Origin of the sequence: Aeromonas sp. s7(2024) (genome assembly GCF_040907825.1) — a bacterium.
Taxonomy (GTDB): domain Bacteria; phylum Pseudomonadota; class Gammaproteobacteria; order Enterobacterales; family Aeromonadaceae; genus Aeromonas; species Aeromonas veronii.
On the sequence record NZ_JBFOCM010000024.1, the window covers coordinates 36,110 to 49,727 of the forward strand.

Annotated in this window: 15 protein-coding genes and 1 pseudogene; 9 read left to right on the forward strand and 7 right to left on the reverse strand. The window is 57.0% G+C overall.

The window, feature by feature from the left end; genetic code table 11:
- Positions 1 to 44: 44 nt before the first annotated feature.
- The 3 genes from AB5Y73_RS11245 to intI1 all read right to left on the reverse strand — a co-directional run bounded on the left by AB5Y73_RS11245 (position 45) and on the right by intI1 (position 3,327).
- A complete protein-coding gene (locus tag AB5Y73_RS11245; RefSeq protein WP_201915019.1) occupies positions 45 to 1,364 on the reverse strand; it encodes a type II toxin-antitoxin system HipA family toxin in 1,320 nt (439 codons plus the stop codon).
- Positions 1,364 to 1,618: a helix-turn-helix domain-containing protein gene (locus AB5Y73_RS11250; RefSeq protein WP_017410478.1), complete on the reverse strand. Its 255-nt coding sequence runs from the start codon at positions 1,616 to 1,618 to the stop codon at positions 1,364 to 1,366. The genes AB5Y73_RS11245 and AB5Y73_RS11250 overlap by 1 nt, the downstream gene beginning before the upstream one ends.
- 695 nt (positions 1,619 to 2,313) lie before the next feature.
- Positions 2,314 to 3,327: a class 1 integron integrase IntI1 gene (gene intI1 / locus AB5Y73_RS11255; RefSeq protein WP_000845039.1), complete on the reverse strand. Its 1,014-nt coding sequence runs from the start codon at positions 3,325 to 3,327 to the stop codon at positions 2,314 to 2,316.
- A 144-nt stretch (positions 3,328 to 3,471) separates the two neighbouring features.
- On the opposite strand from intI1, the gene dfrA12 reads away from it, so the two are divergent.
- The 9 genes and pseudogenes from dfrA12 to AB5Y73_RS11300 all read left to right on the forward strand — a co-directional run bounded on the left by dfrA12 (position 3,472) and on the right by AB5Y73_RS11300 (position 9,511).
- Entirely contained in the window at positions 3,472 to 3,969 is a 498-nt protein-coding gene (gene dfrA12, locus AB5Y73_RS11260) for a trimethoprim-resistant dihydrofolate reductase DfrA12 (RefSeq protein ID WP_001083725.1), read from the forward strand.
- 111 nt (positions 3,970 to 4,080) lie between these two features.
- The gene (locus AB5Y73_RS11265; RefSeq protein ID WP_001336345.1) at positions 4,081 to 4,371 is read left to right on the forward strand and encodes a DUF1010 domain-containing protein; all 291 of its coding nucleotides are present in this window, start codon (positions 4,081 to 4,083) and stop codon (positions 4,369 to 4,371) included.
- A gap of 5 nt (positions 4,372 to 4,376) precedes the next feature.
- Positions 4,377 to 5,215, forward strand: a pseudogene (locus AB5Y73_RS11270) (AadA family aminoglycoside 3''-O-nucleotidyltransferase).
- 116 nt (positions 5,216 to 5,331) lie between these two features.
- Positions 5,332 to 5,679, forward strand: a complete 348-nt coding sequence (locus AB5Y73_RS11275) for a quaternary ammonium compound efflux SMR transporter QacE delta 1 (protein ID WP_000679427.1) — start codon at positions 5,332 to 5,334, stop codon at positions 5,677 to 5,679.
- On the forward strand, positions 5,673 to 6,512 hold the full coding sequence (gene sul1, locus AB5Y73_RS11280; protein WP_000259031.1) for a sulfonamide-resistant dihydropteroate synthase Sul1: 840 nt from the start codon (positions 5,673 to 5,675) through the stop codon (positions 6,510 to 6,512). The genes AB5Y73_RS11275 and sul1 overlap by 7 nt, the downstream gene beginning before the upstream one ends.
- Before the next feature lie 127 nt (positions 6,513 to 6,639).
- Positions 6,640 to 6,843: a hypothetical protein gene (locus AB5Y73_RS11285; RefSeq protein ID WP_000376616.1), complete on the forward strand. Its 204-nt coding sequence runs from the start codon at positions 6,640 to 6,642 to the stop codon at positions 6,841 to 6,843.
- A 155-nt stretch (positions 6,844 to 6,998) separates the two neighbouring features.
- Positions 6,999 to 8,204, forward strand: a complete 1,206-nt coding sequence (gene chrA, locus AB5Y73_RS11290; RefSeq protein WP_000184001.1) for a chromate efflux transporter — start codon at positions 6,999 to 7,001, stop codon at positions 8,202 to 8,204.
- Between the two features lie 10 nt (positions 8,205 to 8,214).
- Positions 8,215 to 8,520 (forward strand): PadR family transcriptional regulator, encoded by a 306-nt coding sequence (locus AB5Y73_RS11295; protein ID WP_000130000.1) that lies wholly within the window; start codon positions 8,215 to 8,217, stop codon positions 8,518 to 8,520.
- Between the two features lie 226 nt (positions 8,521 to 8,746).
- The gene (locus AB5Y73_RS11300) at positions 8,747 to 9,511 is read left to right on the forward strand and encodes an IS6-like element IS6100 family transposase (protein WP_201915021.1); all 765 of its coding nucleotides are present in this window, start codon (positions 8,747 to 8,749) and stop codon (positions 9,509 to 9,511) included.
- A 492-nt stretch (positions 9,512 to 10,003) separates the two neighbouring features.
- Here the strand turns inward: AB5Y73_RS11300 and mphR(A) are convergent, their stop codons facing one another.
- The 4 genes from mphR(A) to AB5Y73_RS11320 all read right to left on the reverse strand — a co-directional run bounded on the left by mphR(A) (position 10,004) and on the right by AB5Y73_RS11320 (position 13,554).
- Positions 10,004 to 10,588 carry a macrolide-binding transcriptional repressor MphR(A) gene (gene mphR(A) / locus AB5Y73_RS11305; protein WP_001137892.1) on the reverse strand — a complete coding sequence of 195 codons (585 nt, stop codon included), beginning with the start codon at positions 10,586 to 10,588 and terminating at the stop codon, positions 10,004 to 10,006.
- Positions 10,588 to 11,826: a macrolide resistance MFS transporter Mrx(A) gene (gene mrx(A) / locus AB5Y73_RS11310; RefSeq protein ID WP_000004159.1), complete on the reverse strand. Its 1,239-nt coding sequence runs from the start codon at positions 11,824 to 11,826 to the stop codon at positions 10,588 to 10,590. Before mrx(A) ends, mphR(A) begins: the two co-directional genes overlap by 1 nt.
- On the reverse strand, positions 11,823 to 12,728 hold the full coding sequence (locus tag AB5Y73_RS11315; RefSeq protein WP_000219391.1) for an Mph(A) family macrolide 2'-phosphotransferase: 906 nt from the start codon (positions 12,726 to 12,728) through the stop codon (positions 11,823 to 11,825). Before AB5Y73_RS11315 ends, mrx(A) begins: the two co-directional genes overlap by 4 nt.
- 121 nt (positions 12,729 to 12,849) lie before the next feature.
- A complete protein-coding gene (locus AB5Y73_RS11320) occupies positions 12,850 to 13,554 on the reverse strand; it encodes an IS6-like element IS26 family transposase (protein WP_001067834.1) in 705 nt (234 codons plus the stop codon).
- Positions 13,555 to 13,618: the final 64 nt, after the last annotated feature.

The following is a 13,618-nucleotide window of genomic DNA, read 5'->3' on the forward strand; positions in this document are numbered from 1 at the left end:
TAGGTAGTTTGGCTAACCGTGCAGTCATCCCACATACCGCCATTTTAATCCCAGCCCTTTATCAGCCTGGCTGAGCGGGCTTTTAGGCCCTCTAGAATGGTGCTGCTGATGGTATCGGGGAAGCCTGCTGGCAATTGCTGTGTAACGCGCTCAATAACATCATCAACGGAGTTGGCCAGTTCTGTCAGGATCTCTTCCATAGCAGAACGCTCAAATCCCACAGCTTTCGCCGTTTGGAAGAAATGACGCGGGAATATCTGCTCAATGGCGTACTTCTTTCCCTTGCTGCTTGCTAGGCCCATAGCGAGCTTGGCGTCCCTTCGGTTGAGGCCTCGGCCGCCAAATACTGGATAGACAGATAGGATGTCGTAAAAAGGGGTCAGGCGAAAACGCCCTTCCGGCTCAATAAAGACCGAGAAGTTTTTTGCATGGCCATCGGTGGCCGCCAGCAGCCAGAACAGGACCTGAGATTTCATGAATAGGTAGCGATCCTGTTCTGGTGTCGCAGAGCCCAGCAAGGTTTTCATGATGTCAGTGATCCCCGGTCCTCCATGGTTCTCGTATTTCCGTGCTGACGGAACATTCAATACCTGACAGAAATCTTCTTGGGGAAGGCGCATGATCCAACTGCGATCGGCAGCGTAACGTCTGTCGAAGCGTTCCACAGCCAGTGCTTTGACCTGGCCAACCTGCATCATGAAGCAGTGAGGTACGGGTAGACCAAACTCCTTGGCAATCAGAGTGCAGAGATATTCGTTTTCTACGCTCTGGGAGAGGTCTATCGAGTAGGAGTGGCTTTCAATCTTGCCGATAGGGAGTTTGATTATGTGGGTTGTCGGCGTTGCATTGAGTGGCAAGTACCAACGGCCATCGAGATAGAGCAGTGCAGTCTTTTCTTGCGCCCCGGCGATAGAGATCCGGAACTCCTCTTGCTCCCTGACCATCCCCAAAGGGATTCCTGATTTGTAGCTGGTCAGGATCTGCTCGAGCTCGTCATCGGAAAGTGCCTTGTAGTCGATTCGCCTGACATCTGGAACATCGTGCCCTTCGGTAACCAGCTGTAATGCCCCTACGCTATCCTGGCCAATGCAACTGAGCAGATCGAAGGGCTGGGTTGATGCCGCTTGATAGCGTGCTACAACCCTGTTTCTCACCTCCGTATTATCTGGCAGCAGGTTGTCGAAGAAGTTATAGGCTTCATCGCCCCGGTAGGTCTGATGGCGCAATGGCATGGAGAGTGAGATCGGACGGCTGCCCGGTTGTGCTAGCCATGACTCATGGTACTGAAAATGATGGGTGCCGCTGGTAGTTTTGGTGAATGTGCCTACCCGATAGCCGTTCATATAGACAGCCAGATTGGCCATTACCACTCCTCCTTCCAGCCCGATGCCGGACTCTCGGATGACTCATTGCGGGGTTTGATATCCACTGACAACTCGAGTGCCGCGAGGATCTTGAACAGGGTCTCCAGCTTGGTGGACTCAGGGTTGAGCTCGAAGCTGGAGACTGTGTCTTGCCTAATCCCTACTTTCTCGGCCACTTTGCCTTGAGAGAGCTTTTGAGAAAGCCTGGCATCCTTGATACAGGCGCTCAGCTGCTTGGCGCTGGTTACTTTCATGATTCGACAACCTGGTAGCGTGCCTTCTTCCAATTTACACGCTATGGCAGGTATATCAATATTTACCTGTTATAGGAGGTAAATGTAACTTACACGCTGTAGGCGGTATCTAACATTTATCCCCTATAGCGGGTAAGAGAACAGCAGACGGGGAGATTACCAAGCCATGGGGTAAAGAACTGCCGCGCTACGCTTGGCTGCTGGTTTGTTCGGTGAGTCGAAAAGATGACTCACCTCAAAGCCCAGCTTCTGTAGATTTCCTCCTTTGGCATCCCATTCAGCAGATCAGGAATGGTGAGCAACGTCGCTTAAATACTCAAATACAACTCAAAAGCGACTTTGTGATGACGGATCACACTTAAAGTTTGTGCTGTCAGATCAAAAGGCTATCGAAAGGTTGTGTTTCGATCGTCATGTGGTGGTTCTAAAAAGGTATACCCCATTAAAACCACTTAATACCCTCTCGAAAATCATATTGAAACCACTTATATTGTGTCGTTTTCAGAAGACGGCTGCACTGAACGTCAGAAGCCGACTGCACTATAGCAGCGGAGGGGTTGGATCCATCAGGCAACGACGGGCTGCTGCCGGCCATCAGCGGACGCAGGGAGGACTTTCCGCAACCGGCCGTTCGATGCGGCACCGATGGCCTTCGCGCAGGGGTAGTGAATCCGCCAGGATTGACTTGCGCTGCCCTACCTCTCACTAGTGAGGGGCGGCAGCGCATCAAGCGGTGAGCGCACTCCGGCACCGCCAACTTTCAGCACATGCGTGTAAATCATCGTCGTAGAGACGTCGGAATGGCCGAGCAGATCCTGCACGGTTCGAATGTCGTAACCGCTGCGGAGCAAGGCCGTCGCGAACGAGTGGCGGAGGGTGTGCGGTGTGGCGGGCTTCGTGATGCCTGCTTGTTCTACGGCACGTTTGAAGGCGCGCTGAAAGGTCTGGTCATACATGTGATGGCGACGCACGACACCGCTCCGTGGATCGGTCGAATGCGTGTGCTGCGCAAAAACCCAGAACCACGGCCAGGAATGCCCGGCGCGCGGATACTTCCGCTCAAGGGCGTCGGGAAGCGCAACGCCGCTGCGGCCCTCGGCCTGGTCCTTCAGCCACCATGCCCGTGCACGCGACAGCTGCTCGCGCAGGCTGGGTGCCAAGCTCTCGGGTAACATCAAGGCCCGATCCTTGGAGCCCTTGCCCTCCCGCACGATGATCGTGCCGTGATCGAAATCCAGATCCTTGACCCGCAGTTGCAAACCCTCACTGATCCGCATGCCCGTTCCATACAGAAGCTGGGCGAACAAACGATGCTCGCCTTCCAGAAAACCGAGGATGCGAACCACTTCATCCGGGGTCAGCACCACCGGCAAGCGCCGCGACGGCCGAGGTCTTCCGATCTCCTGAAGCCAGGGCAGATCCGTGCACAGCACCTTGCCGTAGAAGAACAGCAAGGCCGCCAATGCCTGACGATGCGTGGAGACCGAAACCTTGCGCTCGTTCGCCAGCCAGGACAGAAATGCCTCGACTTCGCTGCTGCCCAAGGTTGCCGGGTGACGCACACCGTGGAAACGGATGAAGGCACGAACCCAGTGGACATAAGCCTGTTCGGTTGGTAAGCTGTAATGCAAGTAGCGTATGCGCTCACGCAACTGGTCCAGAACCTTGACCGAACGCAGCGGTGGTAACGGCGCAGTGGCGGTTTTCATGGCTTGTTATGACTGTTTTTTTGTACAGTCTATGCCTCGGGCATCCAAGCAGCAAGCGCGTTACGCCGTGGGTCGATGTTTGATGTTATGGAGCAGCAACGATGTTACGCAGCAGGGCAGTCGCCCTAAAACAAAGTTAGCCATATGAACTCGGAATCAGTACGCATTTATCTCGTTGCTGCGATGGGAGCCAATCGGGTTATTGGCAATGGTCCTAATATCCCCTGGAAAATTCCGGGTGAGCAGAAGATTTTTCGCAGACTCACTGAGGGAAAAGTCGTTGTCATGGGGCGAAAGACCTTTGAGTCTATCGGCAAGCCTCTACCGAACCGTCACACATTGGTAATCTCACGCCAAGCTAACTACCGCGCCACTGGCTGCGTAGTTGTTTCAACGCTGTCGCACGCTATCGCTTTGGCATCCGAACTCGGCAATGAACTCTACGTCGCGGGCGGAGCTGAGATATACACTCTGGCACTACCTCACGCCCACGGCGTGTTTCTATCTGAGGTACATCAAACCTTCGAGGGTGACGCCTTCTTCCCAATGCTCAACGAAACAGAATTCGAGCTTGTCTCAACCGAAACCATTCAAGCTGTAATTCCGTACACCCACTCCGTTTATGCGCGTCGAAACGGCTAACCATTCCGTCAACGGGACGCCAAAATGCTGCGCATTTTGGTTCCCTCCGCTGCGCTCCGGCTCTCGTTACGTCCAACGTTAGCACCACTGAAACCCAGCTTTATTTAGCTCATGTTTATTCAAACGGCATTTAGCTTTTCAGGCGTTATTCAGTGCCTGTTTTGCCTTTTTTCCGGGCTTCGCCTGCATGGGCTGCGCAGGTTTTCAGTCTTTTTGGCCTCTAGCCCTTGCGTAGCAAGCGCAAGCAGCTATCGTTTTTGCAGTGCTGTGCCGCCTCGGTGGCGCAGCGTTTTTTCACGGTTAGCGCCCGTCGCCAAATTCAAGTTATCCGTTTTGGCTTCTGGTTCTAACATTTCGGTCAAGCCGACCCGCATTCTGCGGTCGGCTTACCTCGCCCGTTAGACATCATGAGGGAAGCGGTGACCATCGAAATTTCGAACCAACTATCAGAGGTGCTAAGCGTCATTGAGCGCCATCTGGAATCAACGTTGCTGGCCGTGCATTTGTACGGCTCCGCAGTGGATGGCGGCCTGAAGCCATACAGCGATATTGATTTGTTGGTTACTGTGGCCGTAAAGCTTGATGAAACGACGCGGCGAGCATTGCTCAATGATCTTATGGAGGCTTCGGCTTTCCCTGGCGAGAGCGAGACGCTCCGCGCTATAGAAGTCACCCTTGTCGTGCATGACGACATCATCCCGTGGCGTTATCCGGCTAAGCGCGAGCTGCAATTTGGAGAATGGCAGCGCAATGACATTCTTGCGGGTATCTTCGAGCCAGCCATGATCGACATTGATCTAGCTATCCTGCTTACAAAAGCAAGAGAACATAGCGTTGCCTTGGTAGGTCCGGCAGCGGAGGAATTCTTTGACCCGGTTCCTGAACAGGATCTATTCGAGGCGCTGAGGGAAACCTTGAAGCTATGGAACTCGCAGCCCGACTGGGCCGGCGATGAGCGAAATGTAGTGCTTACGTTGTCCCGCATTTGGTACAGCGCAATAACCGGCAAAATCGCGCCGAAGGATGTCGCTGCCGACTGGGCAATAAAACGCCTACCTGCCCAGTATCAGCCCGTCTTACTTGAAGCTAAGCAAGCTTATCTGGGACAAAAAGAAGATCACTTGGCCTCACGCGCAGATCACTTGGAAGAATTTATTCGCTTTGTGAAAGGCGAGATCATCAAGTCAGTTGGTAAATGATGTCTAACAATTCGTTCAAGCCGACCGCGCTACGCGCGGCGGCTTAACTCCGGCGTTAGATGCACTAAGCACATAATTGCTCACAGCCAAACTATCAGGTCAAGTCTGCTTTTATTATTTTTAAGCGTGCATAATAAGCCCTACACAAATTGGGAGATATATCATGAAAGGCTGGCTTTTTCTTGTTATCGCAATAGTTGGCGAAGTAATCGCAACATCCGCATTAAAATCTAGCGAGGGCTTTACTAAGCTTGCCCCTTCCGCCGTTGTCATAATCGGTTATGGCATCGCATTTTATTTTCTTTCTCTGGTTCTGAAATCCATCCCTGTCGGTGTTGCTTATGCAGTCTGGTCGGGACTCGGCGTCGTCATAATTACAGCCATTGCCTGGTTGCTTCATGGGCAAAAGCTTGATGCGTGGGGCTTTGTAGGTATGGGGCTCATAATTGCTGCCTTTTTGCTCGCCCGATCCCCATCGTGGAAGTCGCTGCGGAGGCCGACGCCATGGTGACGGTGTTCGGCATTCTGAATCTCACCGAGGACTCCTTCTTCGATGAGAGCCGGCGGCTAGACCCCGCCGGCGCTGTCACCGCGGCGATCGAAATGCTGCGAGTCGGATCAGACGTCGTGGATGTCGGACCGGCCGCCAGCCATCCGGACGCGAGGCCTGTATCGCCGGCCGATGAGATCAGACGTATTGCGCCGCTCTTAGACGCCCTGTCCGATCAGATGCACCGTGTTTCAATCGACAGCTTCCAACCGGAAACCCAGCGCTATGCGCTCAAGCGCGGCGTGGGCTACCTGAACGATATCCAAGGATTTCCTGACCCTGCGCTCTATCCCGATATTGCTGAGGCGGACTGCAGGCTGGTGGTTATGCACTCAGCGCAGCGGGATGGCATCGCCACCCGCACCGGTCACCTTCGACCCGAAGACGCGCTCGACGAGATTGTGCGGTTCTTCGAGGCGCGGGTTTCCGCCTTGCGACGGAGCGGGGTCGCTGCCGACCGGCTCATCCTCGATCCGGGGATGGGATTTTTCTTGAGCCCCGCACCGGAAACATCGCTGCACGTGCTGTCGAACCTTCAAAAGCTGAAGTCGGCGTTGGGGCTTCCGCTATTGGTCTCGGTGTCGCGGAAATCCTTCTTGGGCGCCACCGTTGGCCTTCCTGTAAAGGATCTGGGTCCAGCGAGCCTTGCGGCGGAACTTCACGCGATCGGCAATGGCGCTGACTACGTCCGCACCCACGCGCCTGGAGATCTGCGAAGCGCAATCACCTTCTCGGAAACCCTCGCGAAATTTCGCAGTCGCGACGCCAGAGACCGAGGGTTAGATCATGCCTAGCATTCACCTTCCGGCCGCCCGCTAGCGGACCCTGGTCAGGTTCCGCGAAGGTGGGCGCAGACATGCTGGGCTCGTCAGGATCAAACTGCACTATGAGGCGGCGGTTCATACCGCGCCAGGGGAGCGAATGGACAGCGAGGAGCCTCCGAACGTTCGGGTCGCCTGCTCGGGTGATATCGACGAGGTTGTGCGGCTGATGCACGACGCTGCGGCGTGGATGTCCGCCAAGGGAACGCCCGCCTGGGACGTCGCGCGGATCGACCGGACATTCGCGGAGACCTTCGTCCTGAGATCCGAGCTCCTAGGGATCGCCTCAGAAAACGGAAAATAAAGCACGCTAAGCCGTAAGTAAGCGTGCTCCTGTGAAAGCCACAGCTAAAACTGCGTAGTACACATAGAGGTATTTTTTTCTAGATTTATATCGAATTTCGTTATCGAATTTCGCTTATTATTGATCAACTCGTTGCAGATCATGAAGGCGAAAGTATGACGAATAACCCTACCGATGACAGCAGACCATGGTCGGTCTTTCTTATTTTTCTGCGGCTTGGATTGACATCTTTTGGCGGCCCCATTGCGCACTTGGGCTACTTCCGCGCCGAATTTGTCACACGGCGGCGCTGGCTCTCCGAACGGAGCTATGCTGACTTGGTCGCGCTTTGTCAGTTCTTGCCAGGGCCTGCAAGCAGCCAGGTCGGCATAGCGGTAGGACTGTCTCGGGCTGGATACAGCGGGGCGCTGGCTGCTTGGGCTGGCTTCACGCTGCCGTCTGCCATAGCCTTGATCCTTTTTGCGCTCGGCATCTCCAGCTATGGCGATTACGTCTCGCAGGGCGCGTTGCATGGCTTAAAAGTGGTGGCTGTGGCCGTGGTCGCTCAAGCAGTATGGGGCATGGCGCGTAACCTATGCACGGATGGGCTGCGAGTCACCATCATGGCAATTGCTACCTGCGTCGTTTTACTTGTGCCGTCCGCGTGGGGACAGGTTGGCGTGATTGCTATCGCAGGCATCGCAGGCCGGTTATTGTTCAAGCCAGCGAAAGTTGTTGAGCATGACCCCCTACCTATCACGGTCAGTCACCGGGCCGGCGTGCTTTGGCTCTCGCTGTTCTTTGTCTTGCTGATTGGCCTGCCGGTGTTGGCCGAACTGATGCCAAGTCAAACCATGGCAATGGTGGATTCCTTCTATCGTGTCGGATCACTGGTGTTCGGCGGTGGTCACGTTGTGCTGCCATTACTGCAAGCCGAAGTGGTGCCCTCCGGCTGGGTCAACAATGAATCCTTTCTCGCGGGGTACGGGGCAGCTCAAGCGGTGCCCGGCCCTTTGTTCACGTTCGCCGCGTTTCTTGGTGCCTCGATGAACACCGCCCCGTCGGGCTGGATCGGCGGCATTGTGTGTCTGCTGGCTATCTTCGCGCCCTCGTTCTTGCTGGTCGTCGGATCAATGCCATTTTGGGAGCGTTTGCGCCGCAATACAGGCATCCAAGCTGCGCTGGCCGGGATCAATGCCGCTGTAGTCGGCTTGCTGCTGGCCGCGCTGTATCAGCCTGTATGGACTAGCGCCATCTTTCAGCCGCAAGACTTCGGCTTGGCATTAGTTGCCCTTGTCGCACTTATGTTCTGGAAGCTCCCGCCGTGGCTGGTTGTCCTCGGTAGCGGTGCAGCTGGGTGGCTGTTGAGCGTCGCTCTGTGAGGCACAAAAAATGACTGACAAAGACCTCTACGGCGGTTTGATCCGCCTGCACATCCTTCACCATGCAGCCGAGGAACCTGTCTTTGGGCTGGGGATCATCGAAGAGCTACGCCGACACGGCTACGAGATGAGCGCTGGCACCGTGTACCCGATGCTGCACGGCCTGGAAAAAAAAGGCTATCTGACCTCACGCCACGAACGCACCGGGCGACGTGAACGGCGTGTTTATGACATCACTGAACAAGGCAGAACTGCACTTGCTGATGCGAAAACAAAGGTCAAGGAGCTGTTCGGAGAGTTGGTAGAAGGTGGTTGAGTTTTTGCTTCTATGTCAGGTTGAGCTATACCCTAACTGGATTGTCATTTTCAGAAGACGACTGCACCAGTTGATTGGGCGTAATGGCTGTTGTGCAGCCAGCTCCTGACAGTTCAATATCAGAAGTGATCTGCACCAATCTCGACTATGCTCAATACTCGTGTGGGCTCTGTTGCAAAAATCGTGAAGCTTGAGCATGCTTGGCGGAGATTGGACGGACGGAACGATGACGGATTTCAAGTGGCGCCATTTCCAGGGTGATGTGATCCTGTGGGCGGTGCGCTGGTATTGTCGCTATCCGATCAGCTATCGCGACCTTGAGGAAATGCTGGCGGAACGCGGCATTTCGGTCGACCATACGACGATCTATCGCTGGGTCCAGTGCTACGCCCCGGAGATGGAGAAGCGGCTGCGCTGGTTCTGGCGGCGTGGCTTTGATCCGAGCTGGCGCCTGGATGAAACCTACGTCAAGGTGCGGGGCAAGTGGACCTACCTGTACCGGGCAGTCGACAAGCGGGGCGACACGATCGATTTCTACCTGTCGCCGACCCGCAGCGCCAAGGCAGCGAAGCGGTTCCTGGGCAAGGCCCTGCGAGGCCTGAAGCACTGGGAAAAGCCTGCCACGCTCAATACCGACAAAGCGCCGAGCTATGGTGCAGCGATCACCGAATTGAAGCGCGAAGGAAAGCTGGACCGGGAGACGGCCCACCGGCAGGTGAAGTATCTCAATAACGTGATCGAGGCCGATCACGGAAAGCTCAAGATACTGATCAAGCCGGTGTGCGGTTTCAAATCGATCCCCACGGCCTATGCCACGATCAAGGGATTCGAAGTCATGCGAGCCCTGCGCAAAGGACAGGCTCGCCCCTGGTGCCTGCAGCCCGGCATCAGGGGCGAGGTGCGCCTTGTGGAGAGAGCTTTTGGCATTGGGCCCTCGGCGCTGACGGAGGCCATGGGCATGCTCAACCACCATTTCGCAGCAGCCGCCTGATCGGCGCAGAGCGACAGCCTACCTCTGACTGCCGCCAATCTTTGCAACAGAGCCCGCCGTGCTAGTCTGCTCGGTGATGGTGGAGTGAAGCCAACCCGCAATCGGGTTATGAATCTGCATCGCGATTCGCAATCAGCTGTCTCTTGAGCATGTCGAACTCCTGCGATGTTATCTCGCCGTGCTCGTGCTGCTACACCAACTTGTCCAACTCATCCGCCACACCGCTCCCCACCACCTGCGATGGCCAGGTTGTTTGCTGGGCGCATTGGCGGAGTATCGTCTCGACCCGGGACACCCACACCGGCACAACCTTACGGGAGTGATTCACTGTCAAAGAATCGGCCCGGTGCTCTGACGCAAGTATCGGGATGGTCACCATTTGTAAGCCGTAGACCTGAGTGGTGATCAAGACTTCGATACCACCGACCGTACCGGTACTAATCGACGACGGTCGTGTTCGTCGCCTGCCGCAGGGACTCTGCACACCTCCGTTTACGCATGTGCCTGGAGGAGTTGGAAATCGTCGTGTTCGGGAAACATTAAACACAGGATGGCAGCGATCTGAGCCAGCACATGATCAGCTAGCTCACCATCCGGATCGACGGCCCACTGCATCGTCGCGCCAGCGATGACCGAGTGCAGGAGCAACTCAGCTGCCGCAGGAGCACCTGGGGGCAGTCGCTTGCGGATCCCCTCCACCACCGCGCGGTTCCGCTGGATCGCAAGCGTGCGTAGCTCCGGCACCTGGAGCTCGTACCAGGAGATGAGATAGTTCACCGAGAAGTCGTTGCGAGTGTTCATGCTCCGAACGAGCACCTGCAAAAATTCCCAGAGCCCTTGCGGCCCTGCGCCTATCGGTATCGCATTCAGGTAATGCCGCACCTGCTCGACGCCGCGCTCCATCATCCTCACCAGCAGCGTATCGCGGTTGGTGAAGCGCTGGATTAACGCTGCGCGGGAGAGCCCCACCTCCTTTGCTACTCCGCTGAGCGTGAACTCTATGGGACCGCAACGCTTCAGCACTACGGTGGCGGCCTCGAGTACCTCGTCATCGGACTTGAGCTTGGGGCGGGGCATCAGTGTTCACCTTCTGTATGGGTTGGGGCGGAGGCTGTGGCTGCCGCCGCCATTGTAGCAAATTGAAGACGGAGCGAGAGTAGAGCCACGAGCCCCGCAAACACGGCCGATACAACGAGGCCAGGGAGCGGACCAGCAAGGTCGACAAACGCGCCGGCCGCAAGCATAACCATGGGCGAGGCTGACAGCATCACCGCCGAGACCGTGCCGAGTACCCGGCCGAGAAGTTCTGGCGGCGTGCGGTTGTAGATGGCAGCGTTGAGAATGGGAGAGACTGAGCCGGTCAGCAGTCCCACGAGCGCGCCCAACAACATCAGCACCGGCACGCCTGGCAACTGTGAAAGCAGAAGCGAGCCCACCGCAGAGCCACAAAATGCCACCGCCAGCCAGTTCTGCGCTGATATCCGGGCGCCGACCGACGCATGAATGGCAATGCCAAGGAGACCACCAGCCCCCATCATTGAGGAGAACAGCCCGAGCTCTGCTACTTGGCGTCCTGCATCTACAAACAGCGCAGGCATGATGACGCTGCCGTTGGCGCCAACGATGCCCACGAAGATCATCACTATACCAAAGAGAGGGCGCAGCAGGGGTTCGCTCCAGAGAAAAGCGACGCCGGCGCGCATGGAGAGAGTCGCCGTCGTGGTCATCGTCCGAGCGGCACGCGCGGGAAGCACCCACGCGCCGAGCAGACCTGCAAGGACGGAGCAGAACGCCGTCAGCCCGAGCGTTGGCGCAGCGCCAAGCAGGCCGATTGCGGCCCCCCCAAGGGCCGGGCCACCTAGAATCGCGACGTTCCCGATCACCGCTTTCAGTGACGAGACGCGCTCAACGGAGAGCCCGGCGACGTGGCCGAGTTTGGGCAGCTCACTGTCCTGCGCGGCCATACCGGGTGCGTCGAACGCGGCACCGAGCACCACGCAAGCGATCAGCCCAGTGTTCGAGAGGGCGCCAACGGCATCGAGCAGTGGGATGCTCGCCATGGCCACGCCGCCCACCACACCCGAGATCAATGCGACGGGCGCGCGCCCGAACCGATCGACGAGGCCACCACCAACCCACGCGCCGATGATGGTCGCGATGACGCTGCTAGCGGCCGTGGCGCCCGCCCAGGCCGCGCTCTTTGTATGAGACAGGACGAACCATGGAAGCGCGAGGGCCGCCACCGCGTTGCCGATCCGGAAGAGAAAGGTCGCCGCGAACAGCGTCGCGAGCGGGCTATATCGACGTTCGCTCATTCCGCTGCGGCGAGCTGCGCCTTCGCCGCAGCGAGGTACTCTTCGTTACCCGAGTCGAGGGCGAAGAGTGCGTAGGTGACCGCCCCGAACGCAAGGCGCTCCGCGATGTGGTGGGCGAGCCGCGGCCACACCCGGCCACCGGCCGCTTCATACGTGAGGAGGAGCTTCGCGAGCCCCTCTTCACCAAAGACCATAAGGTGCGCGGCCATGTCGATGGCAGGGTCATCAACGCGGGCCTCGCTCCAGTCGATCATCCCGCTGACGCGCTCCGTGTTGTCGATGAGCACATGGCCCACGTAGAGATCGCCATGCACCACCACGGAGAAATCTGGCCACGACGAATCGTCGTCGAGCCAGCGCTGCCACCGGTGGAGGCGCTTGTCGTTCACCACGAACTCGCGTCGGACGCGGTCAACGTCGTCGGCCACCTTCTGACGGGCCTGCGTCGGTGTACGGATGAGCATCCCCGCATCCACGGCGGCGGAAATGGGGACGGCATGCAGGGCGGCGAGCGCGGTCGCGAAGCTCTCCGCGAAGACCTCCGAGTCCTGCGGCACGACCCAGTCGGGCGTGGACGAACCAGGCTGGATGACCATCGCAGTCGAGTCTTCGAGCATGGGATAGGCAACGAGCTCGGCGTTGGCCACGCGCCAGTCCGGCACCGCGAACGGCAGGCGATTCTTGAGCATTGCCAGCACCCGCGCCTCTGGTTCGACCTTCGCGCTTACCTCGGCTCGGCGCGGGATGCGCAGCACCCACCGACGTCCATCGTCGACGGTGGCGATCACGATCCTATAGTCGAGCCCAAGCTCATTGACAGTCAGCGGGCCATGGAGCTTGAGCCCATGTCGGGCTGCAAGTGCGTACAGTTGGGAGGTATCGGCGGTCGTGACTACGGTCATGATTCACTCCTGAGGGCTTGACGGGTTTAGCCACCTAAATGTAACAGTCACGTCGGTTATATTCAATCCGGCACTGTTGCAAAGTTAGCGATGAGGCAGCCTTTTGTCTTATTCAAAGGCCTTACATTTCAAAAACTCTGCTTACCAGGCGCATTTCGCCCAGGGGATCACCATAATAAAATGCTGAGGCCTGGCCTTTGCGTAGTGCACGCATCACCTCAATACCTTTGATGGTGGCGTAAGCCGTCTTCATGGATTTAAATCCCAGCGTGGCGCCGATTATCCGTTTCAGTTTGCCATGATCGCATTCAATCACGTTGTTCCGGTACTTAATCTGTCGGTGTTCAACGTCAGACGGGCACCGGCCTTCGCGTTTGAGCAGAGCAAGCGCGCGACCATAGGCGGGCGCTTTATCCGTGTTGATGAATCGCGGGATCTGCCACTTCTTCACGTTGTTGAGGATTTTACCCAGAAACCGGTATGCAGCTTTGCTGTTACGACGGGAGGAGATATAAAAATCGACAGTGCGGCCCCGGCTGTCGACGGCCCGGTACAGATACGCCCAGCGGCCATTGACCTTCACGTAGGTTTCATCCATGTGCCACGGGCAAAGATCGGAAGGGTTACGCCAGTACCAGCGCAGCCGTTTTTCCATTTCAGGCGCATAACGCTGAACCCAGCGGTAAATCGTGGAGTGATCGACATTCACTCCGCGTTCAGCCAGCATCTCCTGCAGCTCACGGTAACTGATGCCGTATTTGCAGTACCAGCGTACGGCCCACAGAATGATGTCACGCTGAAAATGCCGGCCTTTGAATGGGTTCATGTGCAGCTCCATCAGCAAAAGGGGATGATAAGTTTATCACCACCGACTATTTGCAACAGTGCCC

Bases quoted from the DNA above. Each gene is read 5' to 3' on its own strand.
- AB5Y73_RS11245 (WP_201915019.1), bottom strand. From the start codon at position 1,364: ATGGCCAATCTGGCTGTCTATATGAACGGCTATCGGGTAGGCACATTC.
- AB5Y73_RS11250 (WP_017410478.1), bottom strand. From the start codon at position 1,618: ATGAAAGTAACCAGCGCCAAGCAGCTGAGCGCCTGTATCAAGGATGCC.
- intI1 (WP_000845039.1), bottom strand. From the start codon at position 3,327: ATGAAAACCGCCACTGCGCCGTTACCACCGCTGCGTTCGGTCAAGGTT.
- dfrA12 (WP_001083725.1), top strand. From the start codon at position 3,472: ATGAACTCGGAATCAGTACGCATTTATCTCGTTGCTGCGATGGGAGCC.
- AB5Y73_RS11265 (WP_001336345.1), top strand. From the start codon at position 4,081: ATGTTTATTCAAACGGCATTTAGCTTTTCAGGCGTTATTCAGTGCCTG.
- AB5Y73_RS11275 (WP_000679427.1), top strand. From the start codon at position 5,332: ATGAAAGGCTGGCTTTTTCTTGTTATCGCAATAGTTGGCGAAGTAATC.
- sul1 (WP_000259031.1), top strand. From the start codon at position 5,673: ATGGTGACGGTGTTCGGCATTCTGAATCTCACCGAGGACTCCTTCTTC.
- AB5Y73_RS11285 (WP_000376616.1), top strand. From the start codon at position 6,640: ATGGACAGCGAGGAGCCTCCGAACGTTCGGGTCGCCTGCTCGGGTGAT.
- chrA (WP_000184001.1), top strand. From the start codon at position 6,999: ATGACGAATAACCCTACCGATGACAGCAGACCATGGTCGGTCTTTCTT.
- AB5Y73_RS11295 (WP_000130000.1), top strand. From the start codon at position 8,215: ATGACTGACAAAGACCTCTACGGCGGTTTGATCCGCCTGCACATCCTT.
- AB5Y73_RS11300 (WP_201915021.1), top strand. From the start codon at position 8,747: ATGACGGATTTCAAGTGGCGCCATTTCCAGGGTGATGTGATCCTGTGG.
- AB5Y73_RS11315 (WP_000219391.1), bottom strand. From the start codon at position 12,728: ATGACCGTAGTCACGACCGCCGATACCTCCCAACTGTACGCACTTGCA.
- AB5Y73_RS11320 (WP_001067834.1), bottom strand. From the start codon at position 13,554: ATGAACCCATTCAAAGGCCGGCATTTTCAGCGTGACATCATTCTGTGG.